This is a genomic window from Pseudokineococcus basanitobsidens, assembly GCF_037482545.1.
Classification (GTDB): Bacteria; Actinomycetota; Actinomycetes; order Actinomycetales; family Quadrisphaeraceae; genus Pseudokineococcus; species Pseudokineococcus basanitobsidens.
The window spans coordinates 25,296-41,776 of the sequence record NZ_JBBIAA010000023.1; the positions used below are offsets into that span (position 1 = coordinate 25,296).

Below are 16,481 nucleotides of genomic sequence, written 5' to 3' on the forward strand. Positions count from 1 at the left end.
GTTGACTTTGGTGGGGTGCGGTGCCTACGGTCGCCGCAGCGGACCGGCCGGCCGCCGAACCGGCGGTGCCGGCGCCCGCCCGAGGCGCCGGCCGAGCGACCGGCGTGAGCGACGGAGCCCCCCGTGAGCCAGGACGACCAGGACCGTCAGGACCGCAAGACCTACACCGCCTCGACCCCGCTGCCTGCCTTCCGCACGGGGGTCCTCACCGCCTTCGAGCCGGGCACGCGAACCCTTCCGGCCGGCTACCAGGCGGCCCCGCCGTTCATGCCGCTGCCGGTCGAGGTGGTCCTGGACAAGGACGTCGCGGTCGCGCTGCGTGACGGCACCACCATCCACGTCGACGTCTTCCGGCCCGCCGGCACGCAGGACGGCGAGCAGGTCCCGGTGATCGTGGCGTGGAGCCCCTACGGCAAGGGCCAGGGCACCTCACCCAGCGTGAGGGGCGTCTTCGGCCTCGTCGGGCTGCCCGACAGCGCCGTGTCGGGGCTGGAGAAGTTCGAGGGGCCCGACCCGGCGTACTGGTGCGCCCACGGCTACGCGGTCGCCAACCCCGACGTCCGCGGGGTCGTGGACTCCGGCGGCGACAGCGTCCTGTGGGACCGGCAGGAGGGGCGCGACTGCTACGACCTCGTCGAGTGGCTCGCCGACCAGGACTGGTGCGACGGCAAGGTCGCCATGAGCGGCACCTCCTACCTCGCGGTCGCGCAGTGGTTCACCGCCGCCGAGCAGCCCCCGCACCTGGTCGCGATCAACCCGTGGGAGGGCGTCAGCGACGTCTACCGCGACCTGGTCAAGCGCGGCGGGATGCCCGACACCGGTTTCGCCCGCCAGCTGCAGGAAGGCAGCTTCTTCGGTGCCCACCGCAAGGAGGACGTCGTCGCCGAGGCCGGGGCCCACCCCTTGTTCGACGAGCTGTGGGCCGACAAGGTCCCCGACCTCGAGAAGATCACCGTGCCCGCCTACGTCGTGGCCAGCTACTCCAACACCCTGCACACCGCCGGGACCTTCCGCGCCTGGCGGCGGATGGCCTCGGAGCGCAAGTGGCTGCGCATCCACAACAGCCAGGAGTGGCCCGACTACTACGACCCGGCCCACGTCGAGGACCTGCGCCGCTTCTTCGACCACGTCGTCAAGGGCGTCGACAACGGCTGGGAGCAGACCCCGCGGGTGCGCTACTCGCTGCTGGACCTCGCGGGCGGGGACCGGGTGGACCTGCCGGCGGAGTCCTTCCCGCCGGCGGGGACGAGCTCGACGACGTTCTTCCTCGACGGCGCTACCCGCACCCTGAGCACCCAGGCGCCGGCCGCAGCGGTCGAGGCGACGTACACGGCCGGCGCGAACCCGCAGGCGGTGTCCTTCCTGACCCGCTTCGAGACCGAGACCGTCCTGGTCGGCTACCCCACGGCGCACCTGTGGGTCGAGGCGCGCGGCGCCGCCGACATGGACCTGTTCGTGCTGGTCCAGAAGCTCGACCCGCACGGCACCCCGCTGGCCGCCTTCACCACCCCCAACGCCACCGCGCGGGTCCACGACCTCACCGACCACGGCGCGAGCATCCTGAGGTACAAGGGCTCCGACGGGCGGCTGCGGGTCTCCGCGCGCCACCTGGACCCGGCGCTGTCCACCGCCGACGTCCCCGCCCACACCTTCGACCGGGTCGAGGAGCTGACCGACGGCCAGGTCGTCGACGTCCAGATCGACCTGCTGCCCCTCGGCCTGGTCTTCCACCCCGGTGAGCAGCTGCGCTTCGTCGCCAGCGCCGCCAACCTGCTGGGCACCCTGATGCCCGGCATCACCGAGTACGCCCCCGCGAACACCGGCACCCACGTCATCCACACCGGCGGCGAGCACGCCTCCTACCTGCAGCTGCCCGTCCTGGGCGCCTGATCGAGCCGCGGGTCGCGGACACGGTGGTCGTGGTGGTGCTGGAGCGGCTGGTCCGGTGCGCCCGGTCGCTCGGGCAGCGCGCTCGATGTTCTCTGTGCTCAAGGTCTGCCGCTCACGTGCCGATCTGACCGGGACTCTGCCTCAGCCACAGGACGGGACGACCGCATGACCAGAGGTGCGAGCGTGCAGGACGTCGTGTCCCGGGGGGGGGTGCGCAGCCTCTTCCAGCCGATCGTGGACCTGGACTCGGGTCGGGTGGTGGCCTACGAGGCGCTGGCGCGGGGGCCGCAGGGGTCGGCGGTGGAGCGCCCCGACGCGCTGTTCACGGCAGCCCGCACCGCCGGCGTGCTCGCGGAGCTGGACCAGGCCTGTCGCTCAGCGGCGTTTCTCGGGGCGATCAAGGCCGGGCTGCTGGCCCCGTTGACACTGTTCGTCAACGTCGAGCCGGAGGTGCTCGACAGCGCGCCGATGGACGACCTGCTGGCCCTGGCGGAGCAGGCGCCGGGCCGGCTTCGGGTGGTCGTGGAGATCACCGAGCGGGCGCTGGCATACCGCCCGGCGGAGCTGCTGCGGACGGTGGACCGGGTCCGCGAGCTGGGCTGGGGGATCGCGCTGGACGACGTCGGCGCGGACTCGCTGTCGCTGGCGTTCATGCCGTTGCTGCGCCCGGACGTGGTCAAGCTGGACCTGCGGCTGGTGCAGGAGCGGCCCGGGCCGGCGGTCGCGCAGATCATGAACGCGGTCAACGCCTACGCCCAGTCCACCGGCGCCAGCGTCCTCGCCGAGGGGATCGAGGACGAGGGGCACCTGGCGATGGCGCGGGCGCTGGGGGCTCGGCTGGGGCAGGGCTGGATGTTCGGCCGTCCCCTGCCGGGGCCCACGCCGGGCTACGACGTCGCCGAGCTGGCCCTGCCCGCGACGGCCAGGAGTGACGACCCCGGGTCGACGTCACCGTTCGTGCAGCTGAAGGCGCACGACGAGCTGCGCCGGGCGCCGAAGGCGCTGCTGATCGAGTTGAGCAAGCAGATCGAGCGGGAGGCGATGCGGCTCGGGGAGACGTGTGTCGTCGCGGCCACCTTCCAGGAGGCCCGGCACTTCACCCCCGCGACCGCAGCCCGCTATCGGGACCTGGTCGAGCGGACCGGGTTCGTGTGCGCGCTCGGGCAGGACATGCCCGACGAGCCCGTACCCGGGCTGCGGGGCACGGCCCTGGACGCCGCGGACCCGGTGTGCGGGGAGTGGGACGTCGTCGTCGTCGCGCCGCACTTCGCCGTCGCGCTGCTGGCCCGCGACCTCGGCGACACCTGGCCCGACCCCGACCGGATGTTCGAGTTCGCGCTGACCTACGAGCGGGACACCGTGGTGGCGGCAGCCCGTTCGCTGCTGTCCCGGGTCGCGCCGCGCACCGCACTGCCCCCGGCCGCGCAGGCGCGGCTGCAGCCCGCAGCGATGACCTCGACGCTCTCGCGCCCCTCGGGCCCGCCCGTCGCTGCGGTGCCGTCGACGACCCCGGCCGGGGAGGCGCTGCTGCACCGGGCGCTGGCCGCGACGACCAGCGGGGTCACGATCGCGGACATGCGTCGCCCGGACCAGCCACTGATCTTCGTCAACGCCGCCTTCGAGCAGCTGTCCGGGTACCGAGCCGAGGAGGCCCTGGGCCGCAACTGCCGGATCCTGCAGGGCCCGGACAGCGACCCCGGCGCGGTCGACGCGATCCGCGCCGCGATCACCGCCGGTCGGGAGTGGCGCGGGACGGTGCTGAACTACCGCGGGTCCGGGCCGGACCGGGTGCCGTGGTGGAACGAGATCTACCTCGCCCCGGTCACCGACGAGAACGGCCGCCTCCTGCAGTACATCGGCGTCCAGAACGACGTCTCCGCCCGGGTGGACGCCCAGCGCGCGCTGGAGCAGGAGCGGGACCGCGCCCGCGGGTACCTGTCCCGGATCGAGCAGCTGGCCTACACCGACCCGCTGACCGGGCTGGCGAACCGACGCCGGGTCGAGGAGAGCATCGAGACCGCCTTGTGGGACGCCCGCGCCGGCGGGCACGCCCTCGCCGTGCTGTTCTTCGACCTGGACGGGTTCAAGTCCGTCAACGACGCCCACGGCCACCCGGCCGGTGACGACCTGCTCGTCGCCGTCGCCCGCCGGCTGCGTGAGCAGGTCCGGCGCACCGACCTGCTGGCCCGTCTCGGCGGCGACGAGTTCCTCCTCGCGCTGCCCGGGCTGGACCCGGCCACCGCACCCGCCCACGCCGCCGGGGTCGCCCGGCAGCTGGTCCACGAGATCGCCCGGCCGGTGGTGCTGGCCGGGAAGGAGGTCGTGGTCGGGGCGAGCGTCGGCATCAGCGTCTTTCCCGACGACGGCCACCAGTTCGCCGCGCTGCTGCACCACGCCGACCAGCGGATGTACACCGCCAAGCACGTCCACCGCGCCTCCCCGTCCGCGATGGGACCAGACCACGGCAGCGGCGGGCCCGGCGTCACGGTCAGGTTGACCGATGACACCGCGGCCCCCTGAGGTCGCGCTCGTCGAGAAGGTCCAGCAGCAGCCGACCGATCTCGCTGCGGTGGGGCTCGTCCACGCAGACGGTGCGCTCCCGCATGGCCCGGGTGATCCGCGCCGCCAGCTCCGGTTCACCCCGACCGGCAGGGCGGCGCCCGACCGGATCCGCGCGGGTGCCGGTGGGCTGCGGCCCAGATGTCGACGGCTGTGTCGCCATGCGCACCCCCTGAGGTCGTACGCCGTCCCTCGCCCACGACGAGGTGGACGAACCCGGACGAGTGGTCGCACACGGTAGTCGGCACGGTGCCCCAGGGTCCAGCCTTCCACTGACGTGCGCTTCCCTGCGTCGACCAGCCTCGCGGGGAGCCGGGACGTGCGGGAGCAGCCCGGACGGCCGTGCGGCAGAGAGCGTCCGCATCCGCGATCGATGCGGCGTGGCGTCCGCGTGCGTCGGGAGGCGTGTGGCGAGCTGGTCGGCGCGCCGAGCCGGAGGAGGTGTCCGACGGAGGGCGTGCGGAGGCGGGGGCCGCGGTGTGGCGGGGTCCGGATGTGGCTCTGCTAGCCGGGCGGGGGTCACGGAGGCTGGTGGCCTCACGGTCGGGATGCGCCGACGCGGCGATCGCGGTAGTGGTGGCCCGGTGAGCCCCAGCAGCACGTCGCCACCGGCTGTGGCCTTGATGTGGCCGGACACGCTGCTGATGGCCGGGGACGTCGACGTGTCGGTGGTGCGGCGGTTCACCTGGTCGGACCGGCTGGCCGCGGTGGAGATGGTGGATCTGTCGGCCGCGACCTCCCTGGACACCTCGGCGGTGAGACTGCTGCTGCGCTGCGTGGAGCAGGTCCGGCGCCACCATCCCGGGCGGCGCCTGCAGGTGGTGGGCGCCTCGCCGCGGGTGAGGGCTGCTCTGGAGCCGTGCCGCGTCGACACGCTGGTCGACCTCGTGGACCTGGCCTCCGACGACTGACCGCGCGCTCCGTCGACCTGCGCGGCTGCGGGCGCGGCACGGCCGTGGCGCCCTGCTGGACCGGACCCTCGCCCCCGTCCAGGCCGCCGTGCACGCCCTGGTCGGGCACCTGGGCGCCGGCGCTGACGTCGGCGACCCCTCCGCAGGCGTCGACGTCCTGCTGTCCCAGCACGGCGTCCCCTCCCCGGGCAGCTGCCGCCGCAGGCGTGGCGCGACGTCGCCGCCCGACGCGGCGCCCGAGGCCGCCTGGCTGCCGTCGACCCACGCCGCGCACCCACGACGTCGCCGCGCTGGGCGCCGCAGGACGGGAGCTCACGACCACGCCCGCACCGACGACGGCAGGACCCTCACGGCCGCAGCCACGGCCACCTGAGCAGCCCGGGGCTCCGTCGCGGCGGCCCTCCTGGCCGACACCCGACCGCGGGGACCGGTTCTTCCCGTCACCCTGTCGGCGCAGCACCTGCTGCCCTACGCTCCTGGCGTCGGCCTGGGTCCCCCGGCCCGGGCCGACGCCACGCAGCACGTCCCTGCGACCAGGGGACGGAGGCGCCGCCGTCGAGGCTCAGCCGACCCACCGCGGTACGTCCCCGACGAGCACGGGCAGCCGGTCGACCTGGTCGGAGCGGGCGTCACCGTCGCACGCCGACCACCCCGGCGCTGCCCGTGGCGCACCACCAGGCTGCCTGACGGCGGCTGCCCGACCGTCGACGCGCCTGCTCCCGACGTCGGGGTCGACGTCGCCAGACGTGCCGTCGTCGTCCAGCGGATCGTGGCGTCCCCCGGCTTCCGGGACGCGGGCCGCACCGTGTCCCGGGCCCGCGCCGAGGCCTCCGCCGGGGCCACGGCGGCCTGCGTCGCGGGGTAGGTGAGCCCCTCGCGGGCCAACGACCCGCCCTGGCCCCGCAGACGCTCGTCCTCGAGGGCCAGGAAGGTCCGCACGGCCGGGTCCAGGACGCAGCACGTGTGCCGGGTCCACCCGCAGGTGCGGGCCGACCACCGTGGCCGCCGTACGACCTGCCGGATCGCGTCCGCACTGCGCCTCGGCAACGGACCCGCGATGCGGATGCCCGCCGTCCCCGACGACGGCCCGAGGCGGACGACGATCCGCGGGCGGGAAGGCACCAGTCACCTCGGACCAGGCTGCGAGCCGCTCGTCTGGACGCACCCTCGATCGGGGCAGCCTGAGGTGTCCCGTCCGTCCGGTCAACCGCCAGCGTCGACTGTCGTCGGTGGCCTGACCGGGGCCTGGTCGAGGTGCGGGTCTCGCCGGTTCTCATGGGAGTGGCGGCACGACGTCGTCGACGTAGATGTCGACGGTGATGGCCTGGGCGGTGGTCAGGGCGAGAAGGTGGTCGGCCACGGTGGTGCGGACCTGGGCGGCCACGTCGGGCAGGGACTCGCCGTAGGTGGCGACGACGGCGAGCTCGACCACGGTGCCGCGGCCGGCGACGCCGACGGCGGGCAGGGTCGGTCCTGTCCCCGGGACGCCGGTGCCGCCGCTGGCATGGACGGCGCTCCCGCGGGCGAGGACGAGGCGGACCCCGGGGACCGAGGCCGCGGCCTGCTCCGCGATCCGGACGAGGACGGTGGCGGCGATGCGGGTGGTCCCGCCGGCGCCGGGCAGCACGAGGTGCAGGGGCTCGCGTCCGAGGGCGCGGACCGCGCGCATGACGGTGTCGAGGAGACCGGGGGGCGCCACCTCGTGGCGGGCGGCCAGGTCGCGCACGGGCCGCCACAGACGGGTGGCCTCGGCGAGCAGGGCGCGGCAGTGGACGCAGGCTCGCTGGTGCTCGTCGAGGGCGTCCGGGTCGCCGCCGTGCCCGGTGGTCGCGAGCTCGACCAGCGGGTCGGTGGGCCGCCCGCAGGGCAGGTGGTCGGCGCTCAGGTCGGGGCGGGGCTGCGGACCGGGCCCGGGCCGGTCGAGCGGGTCGCTCATGCCCATCCCTCCATCCGGGTCAGCAGCGCCCGGCGGGCCCTGGCGGTGCGTCCTCGCACCGTGGCCGGCGTGGTGCCCAGCAGGTCGGCCGCCTCGGCGTAGGTGCAGCCGGCGAAGGCGGTCAGCACCAGCGCCGCCCGTTGGTCGATCGGCAGCTGTTGGATGCTCCGGTGCAGCACATCGTCGCGCATCCGCTCCTCGACCACCCGGGCGGTCGTGACCGGGCTGGGGAGGCCGGGGTCCTGGGGGACGGGGACCGGGCGGCGGCGACGCAGGTGGGTCAGGCACGCGTTGACGACGATGCGGTGCAACCAGGTGCCGAAGGCTGCGCGCTCGTCGAATCCGGGCAGGGCCAACCAGGCCTGGACGAAGGCGTCCTGGACCACGTCCTGGGCCTCGTGCCGGTCGCCGACCATCCGCACGGCAAGGGTGTAGGCACGGTTCTGGTGGCGGCGGACGAGGTGCTCGAAGGCGCCGCGGTAGCCCTCCCGCGCGCGGGTGACGAGGTAGGCGTCACCGGTGTGGTCACCGGACCTCAGCCGTGCCTGCGCGTCCATCCCGCCCGTCCTAGCGCAGACGGCCGTGGCGCGCGCTGCGAGGGAGCGACACCGTGGTGTGGTCGACGCCGCACCCGGTGTCGCGTGAGGGTGAGCGGCACGCGGAGGAGGACAGGGATCGGGCGTCCGTCAGCGGCGGCCGCCGCGGGATGACGGCGCGTCGACCACGAGGCCTCGACGACCCACCGGGGTGCCAGCGAGCCGGCCGGTCGCCGTGGGACCGACGACCGGCCGTGCGCCCGAGTGACGTCGCCGCGTCTGTCGAAGCGCCGCTGGGGCCGCTGAGGCCCGAGGAAGGGGTCGCCCCCGGACGCAAGCATCCGGGGGCGCTGCGTGGGGCACCAGCCCGTCGGGTCACCAGCCGCCGCGGGGCTCCCAGGTGCCGGTGGACCAGGAACGTCGGGAGAAGTTGTCCGCGGACCAGGAGCGTCGGGAGAAGTCGTCGGCGGACCAGGACCGGCGCTGCCACTCGGCCGAGCTCCAGGAGCGCCGCGACCAGTCGGTGCCGGACCAGGAGCGGCGCGTCCAGGAGGTCGACGCCCATGAGGTGCCGGCCCACGACGACCCGGTCCAGGTCGAGCCGTTCCAGCTCCCGGCGTTCCAGGAGCGCTGCTGGGCGGAGGCCTCGGCCCATACGGGCGCGTCCCACGGCACGCCGAAGATGTCCTGCTCACCGGTCAGGACGACGCCGTTGTCGGGGTCGACGACGTGGCTGGCGCCACGGGCGGCCTCCAACGACCCCAGCCCGGTGGACCTGGGGTGGGTCTGCCGGGTCGCGGGGCCGACCTTGTTCTTCTTGACCAGGTCGTAGGCGCCCTTGACGTCGAGCAGGCCGGCGCCCTGGGTGGGGTCGTCGCTGCCCGGGAGCGTGTCGGCGCTGGCGCGCAGCGCGTTCTTGACCTGGTCAGGGGTCAGCGAGGGGTCGGCCTGCACGAGCAGGGCCGCCGCCCCGGAGACCACGGCGGCGGACTGCGAGGTGCCGGTGCCGCGGAAGAACCGGGCGCTGCGGTCCCCGGTGACCAGGCCCTCGGGGTGGGTGACGTCGGCCAGGGAGCCGGGCACACGCAGGCTCACCACGGACTTGCCGGGGGCCAGCAGGTCGGGGCGGCGCTCGCCGGTGCCGTCGTTGGTCCAGGCGCCCACCCGCATGTCCCGCGGGTCGTCGGAGCCGTGGTGGTCGCTGGAGCCGACGGCGATGACGTACGGGTCCACGGCGGGCATCGTCAGGCGGGTGGCGCCGTCCTCGCCGTCGTTGCCGGCGGCGGCCACGACGACGATCCCGGCGCGCCAGGCGTTCTCCACGGCGTGCGCGAGCGGGTCCCGGGTGGAGGGCTGGGTCGAGCTGACGCCGTAGGACAGGTTGAGCACGCGGATGTTGTGGGTCGCCCGGTGGGCGACGACCCAGTCGATCGCGGCGATGACCTGGCTGACGTCGGCGCCGCCGTCGGCGGCGCCGACCTTGACGCTCACGACGGTCGCGTCCGGGGCCATCCCGACGAACTGCTTGTCGGTCTTCTCCTCGCCGGCCTTCACGGTGCTGTCGCGGCCGGCGATGATCCCGGCCATGTGGGTGCCGTGGCCGTACCCGTCGAGGTAGCGGGTGCCGGGGACCTGGGACTCGAAGGACAGGTCGGGGCCGTGCACGAGCTTGCCCGGGCTCGCCAGGCCCTCGACCGGGGCGACGCCGGTGTCGACGAGGGCCACACCGACGCCGCGGCCGGTGAGCGTGCCAGGCCCGCCGCGGGGCGCGGAGACGCCCCACACGTCCTGGGCGTGGGTGACCCTGGTGGTGGAGACCATCGAGCCCCGGTCCTGGTCCGCTCTCCACGCGCCGGTCAGCCGGCTGGCGCCCTTGCCCTCCCGCGTGTCGTCGTCGCCCCACTCGGCGTCCGACCAGGCGGCCGGCGCCGTCGCCGTGGTAGCCACCCCTGTCGAGGACTGGGCGGCGGCGGTCGGCACGGCCGCGGCCGCGCTCAGCAGGCAGGCGGCCAGGGCGCCGGGCAGCAGTCCCCAGCGCGGGCCTCGTACGGTCATGATCTGCTCCAGTCCTGTGGGTGGTCGGCCCCGGTGCGGGCGCCGGGCTCGGACGCTAAGGCCGACCGCAGCTGCGGCCAGGCCCCGCTCCGCCGGCAGCGCCTGTTCGGCGCAGCGGCGCGACCCACCCGGCCCACCGCACCTCGCCCGGCGGCGGAGGGCGGGCCGCGCCCGGGCGAGGTGCGGGTGCGGGTGCGCAACCCGCGCAGAGCCCTGGCGCTCGAGGACCTCAGGTACGGACCCGTTCCCGCCGACAGGGCTGGTGACGGTGTCGGACGTGAGGAGGCGAGGGACGATGGGCGGACAGCGGGCGCGCAGCTGGTGCATCGTCGCGGTCAGCCTGGCCTTGGAGGGGGGGGACGGCACAACGCTGCCGGGGGGGGGGGGGGGGGGGGGGGGTGGGTTTTTTGTGTTTTGTCGTTGTCTTTTTTTTCTTTTTTTCCCCCCCCCCCCCCACCGCGCTGCTGGTCGGTCCGGCGGCGGGCGCCCGTGCCCCGGTCGCCGCGGCGCCCTGGTGGGTGCTGGTGCCGCTGTTCACCGCCGCCGAGCTCGTGGTGGTGCACGTGCAGGCGCGCCGGGAGTCGCTGTCGGTCTCCTTCGCGGAGATCCCGTTGGTGCTCGGTCTCGTCCTGGCGACCCCGTCGGAGCTGCTGGCCGCCAGTGTCCTGGGCTCGTTGGTGGGTCTGCTGTACCGCCGCCAGAGCGGCCTGAAGCTGCTGTTCAACGTGTGCCTGTTCGCCCTGGAGGCGGCGCTGGCCGCCAGCGTCTACCACGTCCTGGTCGGTGGCGCCGAGGTGCTCAGCGCCCGGGGCCTGGGCAGCGTCCTGGCCACGATCGTGGTGGCCGACCTGGTCAGCGCGGCGGCGTTGACGCTGGTGGTCTGGCTGCGCGCCGGCGAGCTGGACGGGGACGTGCTGCGGGAGGCCGTCACCAGCGGCCTGGTCGCGGCGCTGGCCAACGCCAGCGTCGGCCTGCTGGTCGTCCTGGTCGCCGCGACCGAGCCGCTGTGGCTGGTGCTGCTCGTGGTCCTCATGGCCACCCTTGTCGCCGCCTACCGGGCGCACTCGGTGCTGAGCCGGGGCCACGCCCGGCTGGAGTCGCTCTACCGCTTCACGCGTCGGGTCAACCGCGAGGTGGGCGTCACGCCCGTGGCCACGGCGGTGCTGCACCAGGCCAGGGACGTGCTCGGCGCGGACGAGGCCGAGCTGGTGGTGCTCGGCGAGGACCGGTCCCGGGGCGCGCACCTGTGCCTGGGCGCCGACGGGCAGGTCCGCACCGGCCGGCCCGCCGTCCTGGGGCAGTGGTGGGAGCCGGCCCGTGACGGGCACGCCGTCAGGGCCCAGGACGTCCACGGGCTGGCCGCCCCGCTGCACGCCCGGGACGAGGTCGCGGCCGTGCTGGTGGTCTCGGGCCGCCCCCACCACCTGGGCGCGTTCACCGGCGAGGACCTGCGGCTGCTGGAGTCGTTGGCCAACCACGCCGCTGTCTCGCTGGACAACGCCCAGCTGCTGGACACCGTCCGCGAGGAAGCAGCCGCCCAGGAGCACCTGTCCTTGCACGACGCACTGACCGGGCTGGCGAACCGCCGTCGGGCGCTGCGGGTGCTGGCCGAGCAGCTGCGTCACGACGGGCAGGCAGCCGTGCTGATGCTGGACCTGGAGGGCTTCACCGACATCAACAACGCCCTGGGCCACGGGGTCGGTGACGCCGTGCTGCGCGAGGTGGGGCAGCGTCTGGTGGCGGTCACCGGCACCCCCGACCGGGTGGCCCGGCTCGGCAACGACGAGTTCGCCGTCGTGCTGGAACCCTGCACCGACACCGCAGCAGCACTGCGGCGCGCCCGTGAGGTGCTGCGGGAGGTCTGCGGGTCGTTCCGGCACGAGCACCTGACCGTGGACGTGCGCGTCAGCGCGGGCCTGGCGGCCGGCGTCCAGGACGTGGACGAGGCGGGCATCCCGGTCGGTGTCGACGCCGCGGTGGTGCTGCAGCGTGCCGACACGGCGCTGTACCTGGCCAAGCACGAGCGCACCGACCTGCGGGTGTGGACACCTCGCGACGCGCACGGCGCCAACCGCCGGATGGCGCTGCTGGTCGACCTGCGGCAGAGCCTGGACGAGGGCGGGCTGGAGGTGCACTACCAGGCCAAGGTCGACCCGCGGACACGAGAGGTGACCGGGGCCGAGGCGCTGGCACGCTGGGAGCATCCCCACCACGGTCGCGTCAGCCCCGAGGAGTTCATCCCCCTCGCCGAGCAGACCGGGCTGATCACCCCGCTGACCGAGCTCGTCCTGCGCACCGCGCTGGCCGACTGCGCACGCTGGCGCGTCCGCCGTCCAGGGTTCCGGGTCGCGGTCAACATCTCCGCACGCAGCGTGCTCGACCCCACCCTGCCCGCCCAGGTCGACGCCGCGCTGGTCCGGGCGCTGCTGCCGGCCTCGGCCCTGGTGCTCGAGATCACCGAGACTGCGGTGATGGGGGACCTCGCCCGAGCCTTGCCGGTCCTGCGGGGGCTGCGCCGGCTGGGGGTGCACCTGTCGGTCGACGACTTCGGCACCGGTCAGTCCTCGCTGGCCTACCTCAAGCAGCTGCCCGTGGACGAGATGAAGATCGACCGCTCGTTCGTCACGGCGATGGCCAGCGACACCGGTGACGCCACCATCGCGCGGGCCGCGATCGACCTCGGCCACGCGCTCGGCCTGAGCGTCGTCGCCGAGGGGGTCGAGGACGCCCGCACCGTCCAGATGCTCGCCGAGTGGGGCTGCGACACCGTGCAGGGCTACCACCTGGGTCGCCCGCAGACCGCGCAGGCCATGACGGCGTGGCTGGCGGGACCCACCGCGGGTGCCCAGGTCCCCGCGCAGGCCCGCCCCCTGACCCGGCCTCTCGATGCGCCCCGCTGACGAGGCGCCCCCGCTGACCATGCACCCACCGACCGTGCGCCCCGTCGAGACCCGCTCGAGGCACCCGCACCCACGGGACATCCGCGCTGCCGTCCTCGCCGTCACGAGCGGTCGTCGGCGGGAGGAGTCGTGGCGGGTGCGGATGGCGCGCATCGGCATCGGCGTCGGGATGGCGCTGACGGTGCTCGTGCTGGCCACCGTGGCCGTGCTCGACCCCTCACCAGCCGAGTGGCGTGCCCTGCTGGTGCTGGGCGCAGCCTTCGTCGCGCTGCTCGCCGCCATGACCGCCCTGCCGTGGGCGCGGCTCGGAGCACGGACCCTGCTGCTGCTGCCTGCCCTGTGGTTGCTGTTCATCGCGCTGATCGCCCTCACCACGCACGGGATCGCCGTCAACTACATGTCCGTGACGATCGTGGGGTTCATGTACGCCGGCATCACCCAACGGCCGTGGACGTCGCTGCTGCTGGTGCCGGGCGCACTGGCCGTGTGGCTGGCCTGCTACGAGGGGGACCTCTCCGAGGACCTGTGGGTCCGCGGACCGGTGATCGTCATGGTCTGGGTGCTGACCGGCGAGGTCGCCGCGCGCCGGACCACCACCATGGGTGACCAGCTGCACGACCTGACCGCCGTGGCCTACCTCGACCCGCTCACCGGCCTGGGCAACCGGCGACGGCTGCACCACCGCATGACCACCCTCGCCGCCGGTGACGCGCTGCTGCTGGTCGACCTCGACCACTTCAAGATCCTCAACGACACCTACGGGCACGTCGCCGGCGACCAGGCCCTGGCCACCCTCGGACACGTCATCACCGGCCTGCTGGGCCCCGGCCAGGACGCCTTCCGCTACGGCGGGGAGGAGTTCCTCGTCCTGCTCCCGGCCGCCGGGACGACCACGCTGCCCGACTTCGACGAACGCCTGCGCTCGGGGGTCGCGTCGGCACTGCCGGCCCTGACCTACTCGGCCGGCGCCGTCGTCCTGGATGCTCACGAAGCGCCCGCGCACGCCCTGCACCGGGCCGACATGGCCCTGTACGCCGCCAAGACCGCAGGCCGCGCCCAGACGGTGCACGCCGGTACCGGGCACCTCCCCACGGCCGGCGCCGGCCTCGGGGCCCGACCCAGCAGCGAGACCACCACGACGCGTCCACCCGTGCGGCACCCACCAGGACCGGCGGCGGCAGGGCCTCCGGCACCACGAGGACCCACGAGCGTCGCCACCCGGCCATGGCGACGCGGGACTCCCACTGCGTGACCCTCTCTCGGGTCGCTCCCCGCCCGCCCGGCTCGTCCGACGTCAGCCAGGGGCCAGGCCACGACCGGGCGGAGGAGCGAGACGCCGTCGGCGGTCAACGGGGGCGGGCCGGCCCGTCGGTGTGCTCGACCTCCAGCACCGCGCGCAGGACCTGCGACCGCTGCTGGCCGTAGATCATCTCCAGGTCGGCCAGCACCGCCGCAGCATCCCGGGCGAGGTCGCGGCCGGTGCCGGTCAGCACGACCAGGCGCCCCCGCTCCCGCGTCGGGTCGGCCACCACCTGCAGCAGGCCCAGGTCCACCAGCCCACCGAGCAGCTGGTGGGCGGCCTGGCGGCTCGTCCCCACCCTGCGCGCCAGCTCCGCCGGCGAGATGCCGTCCTCGGGCAGGTGGGCGAACACCAGCGACTGGGCCGGGCTCAGCGCCGGCCACCCCCGCAGGCTCAGGCGTTCGAGCAACCGGGCGTCGAACCAGCGGCTGGCGCGCAGCAGCAGCAGCGCGAGCGGGACCGACGACATCCTGTCAAGATAGTTGACGCGGACGGTGGCGGGCCCGGTGCGGCCTGTGCCCGACAGGCGCGGGGCTGACGCAGGAGGTGTCGTGAGAGCTGTCGTGATCGGAGCCGGCGGCGGGGTCGGCCGGCAGGTGGTGACCGCGGCGACCGCGGCCGGGCACGAGGTGGTGGCCGCGGCCCGGGACGTGCCGGACTACCTGCCGGTCGGGGCCCGCGCCGTGACGGTCGACGTCCGCGACGGCGCGGCGGTGGCCGCGGTCGTGCGAGGGGCGGACGCGGTGGCCTGGTGCGTCGGGGTCAGCGCCCGCTCCGGCCCCGACGTCGCCCGCCAGGGCATGGCGCACCTGGTCGCCGCCGCCGAGCCCGGCCTGCGGGTGGTGTCGGTCTCCGGCGCCGGCGCCGACCTGCCCGGTGACACCAAGGGGGTGGGCGCCCGGCTGGTCTCCGCGCTGACCCACCGGCTGGCCGCCGACCTGGTCACCGACAAGGAGGGCGAGCACGCCGTGCTGGCGGCCAGCGACCTGGCCTGGACGCAGGTGCGCCCGCCCCGGCTGGTCGACGCCGCCCCCGCCGGGGGCTGGCAGCTCGGCGAGCGTGCCCCGGGGCTGCGGGCCGCACCGCTGCCGCGGGCTGACGTCGCCGCCGCGGTGCTGGACCTGCTGACCACCACGGCGTGGGTCCGCCGCGCCCCCTTCCTCCTGGCCGGCCCCGCTGCCTCGGCCGCCGCTGGGTCCGGGGACCGGGCGTGAGAGCGGTCCGGGTGCACCGCACCGGTGGGCCGGAGGTCGTCACCGTCGACGACGTGCCCCCACCAGGGCGCCCGACCGGCCAGCAGGTCCTCGTGCGGGTCGCCGCCTCGAGCGTCAACGGCACCGACCTCGGCCTGCGACGCGGCGCCGCCGGGCCCCTGACGTGGGGCCGGCTGCCGATGACGTTGGGGTTCGACCTGTCCGGCACCGTCCTGGCCTGCGGCCCGCAGGTGAGCGCCTTCGCCCCCGGCGAGCACGTCGTGGGGCTGCTCGACCACCGCGGCGGCGCGCAGGCCGAGCAGGTGCTCGTCGAGCAGTCCCGCCTCGCGGCCGCCCCCACCACCGTGCCCCTGACCCACGCCGCCGCGCTGCCGCTGGCCGGTCTGACCGCGCTGCAAGCCCTGCACGCCACGGCGCACCTGCACGCCCGGCCTCCCGGCGCGCGGGTGCTGGTGATCGGCGCGACCGGGGGGATCGGCTCCTACGCCACCCAGCTGGCCGTCCTGGCCGGTGCGCACGTCAGCGCCCTCGCCCGCCGCGCCGCCCTGCCCGCCGCCGCCGACCTCGGCGCCCACCAGCTCCTGGCCCGTGAGGACGACCCCCTGCCCGGACCAGCACGCTTCGACGTGGTCCTCGACACCGCCGGCGCCCTGGGGCCCCACCAGCTGCCCGCGCTGGTCCACCCCGGCGGCACCGTGGTCTCCGTGCGCCCGCTGGACCCGCGGGTCCTGCGCGCCACCGCCACCCGGCTGCTCCGACCACGCCGCCGCCACGCGACCCCCTCGGACCCGCCCCTTCTCACCGCCGTGGCCACCCGCGCCCGCTCCCACGACCTCGCCCGCCTCGGCCGCCTCGTCGACACGGGCGCCCTGCGCCTGCCCGTCCACACCGTCCTGGACGCCGACGACAGCACCCACGCCCACCACCTCGCCGAGTCGCCCGCACCCGGCAAGATCGTCATCGCCATGCACCCCGCACGACCTGGACCCACGAGCGCTACGTGACCGGACGTCGACGTCGCGCCGCGCAGGCGGCTTCGCCCGGGCACGAAGCGCCCTCGTCGCCACCAGGCGGTGTCCGGCCCTGACCGTCCTCGCGCGCGGCGAGACACCCGGTCGGCGGGCTCGGTGAGCGGGGTCACGACCCGGACAGCCGCAGCGCCGGCGCCTGGTTGGCCGCG

At 75.2% G+C, this 16,481-nt stretch carries 11 protein-coding genes; 7 read left to right on the forward strand and 4 right to left on the reverse strand.

Annotated elements, in window-relative coordinates:
• The first annotated feature begins 123 nt into the window (after nucleotides 1–123).
• The 3 genes from WDZ17_RS14285 (at nucleotide 124) to WDZ17_RS14295 (ending at nucleotide 5,360) form a co-directional block, all read left to right on the forward strand.
• A complete protein-coding gene (locus WDZ17_RS14285; protein WP_339575844.1) occupies nucleotides 124–1,890 on the forward strand; it encodes a CocE/NonD family hydrolase in 1,767 nt (588 codons plus the stop codon).
• Nucleotides 1,891–2,055: 165 nt separating this feature from the next.
• The gene (locus tag WDZ17_RS14290; RefSeq protein ID WP_339575845.1) at nucleotides 2,056–4,410 is read left to right on the forward strand and encodes a diguanylate cyclase domain-containing protein; all 2,355 of its coding nucleotides are present in this window, start codon (nucleotides 2,056–2,058) and stop codon (nucleotides 4,408–4,410) included.
• Between the two features lie 623 nt (nucleotides 4,411–5,033).
• Nucleotides 5,034–5,360 carry an STAS domain-containing protein gene (locus WDZ17_RS14295; RefSeq protein ID WP_339575846.1) on the forward strand — a complete coding sequence of 109 codons (327 nt, stop codon included), beginning with the start codon at nucleotides 5,034–5,036 and terminating at the stop codon, nucleotides 5,358–5,360.
• A gap of 1,273 nt (nucleotides 5,361–6,633) precedes the next feature.
• Here WDZ17_RS14295 and WDZ17_RS14300 read toward each other — a convergent pair.
• The 3 genes from WDZ17_RS14300 to WDZ17_RS14310 form a co-directional block, all read right to left on the reverse strand.
• A complete protein-coding gene (locus WDZ17_RS14300; protein WP_339575847.1) occupies nucleotides 6,634–7,296 on the reverse strand; it encodes an Asp23/Gls24 family envelope stress response protein in 663 nt (220 codons plus the stop codon).
• A complete protein-coding gene (locus tag WDZ17_RS14305; protein WP_339575848.1) occupies nucleotides 7,293–7,853 on the reverse strand; it encodes an RNA polymerase sigma factor in 561 nt (186 codons plus the stop codon). The genes WDZ17_RS14300 and WDZ17_RS14305 overlap by 4 nt, the downstream gene beginning before the upstream one ends.
• A 354-nt stretch (nucleotides 7,854–8,207) precedes the next feature.
• Nucleotides 8,208–9,887: a S8 family serine peptidase gene (locus WDZ17_RS14310; protein ID WP_339575849.1), complete on the reverse strand. Its 1,680-nt coding sequence runs from the start codon at nucleotides 9,885–9,887 to the stop codon at nucleotides 8,208–8,210.
• 407 nt (nucleotides 9,888–10,294) lie between these two features.
• Here WDZ17_RS14310 and WDZ17_RS14315 point away from each other — a divergent pair, with 407 nt between their 5' ends.
• Together WDZ17_RS14315 and WDZ17_RS14320 are read left to right on the forward strand one after the other, a co-directional pair.
• Nucleotides 10,295–12,787 (forward strand): putative bifunctional diguanylate cyclase/phosphodiesterase, encoded by a 2,493-nt coding sequence (locus WDZ17_RS14315; RefSeq protein ID WP_339575850.1) that lies wholly within the window; start codon nucleotides 10,295–10,297, stop codon nucleotides 12,785–12,787.
• A gap of 34 nt (nucleotides 12,788–12,821) precedes the next feature.
• The gene (locus tag WDZ17_RS14320) at nucleotides 12,822–14,039 is read left to right on the forward strand and encodes a GGDEF domain-containing protein (RefSeq protein WP_339575851.1); all 1,218 of its coding nucleotides are present in this window, start codon (nucleotides 12,822–12,824) and stop codon (nucleotides 14,037–14,039) included.
• Nucleotides 14,040–14,133: 94 nt separating this feature from the next.
• Here WDZ17_RS14320 and WDZ17_RS14325 read toward each other — a convergent pair whose 3' ends face one another.
• Nucleotides 14,134–14,556 (reverse strand): MarR family transcriptional regulator, encoded by a 423-nt coding sequence (locus tag WDZ17_RS14325; RefSeq protein ID WP_339575852.1) that lies wholly within the window; start codon nucleotides 14,554–14,556, stop codon nucleotides 14,134–14,136.
• Between the two features lie 82 nt (nucleotides 14,557–14,638).
• Between WDZ17_RS14325 and WDZ17_RS14330 the strand changes: the two genes are divergently transcribed.
• The gene (locus WDZ17_RS14330) at nucleotides 14,639–15,301 is read left to right on the forward strand and encodes an NAD(P)-dependent oxidoreductase (protein WP_339575853.1); all 663 of its coding nucleotides are present in this window, start codon (nucleotides 14,639–14,641) and stop codon (nucleotides 15,299–15,301) included.
• On the forward strand, nucleotides 15,298–16,305 hold the full coding sequence (locus WDZ17_RS14335) for an NADP-dependent oxidoreductase (RefSeq protein ID WP_339575854.1): 1,008 nt from the start codon (nucleotides 15,298–15,300) through the stop codon (nucleotides 16,303–16,305). Before WDZ17_RS14330 ends, WDZ17_RS14335 begins: the two co-directional genes overlap by 4 nt.
• Nucleotides 16,306–16,481: the final 176 nt, after the last annotated feature.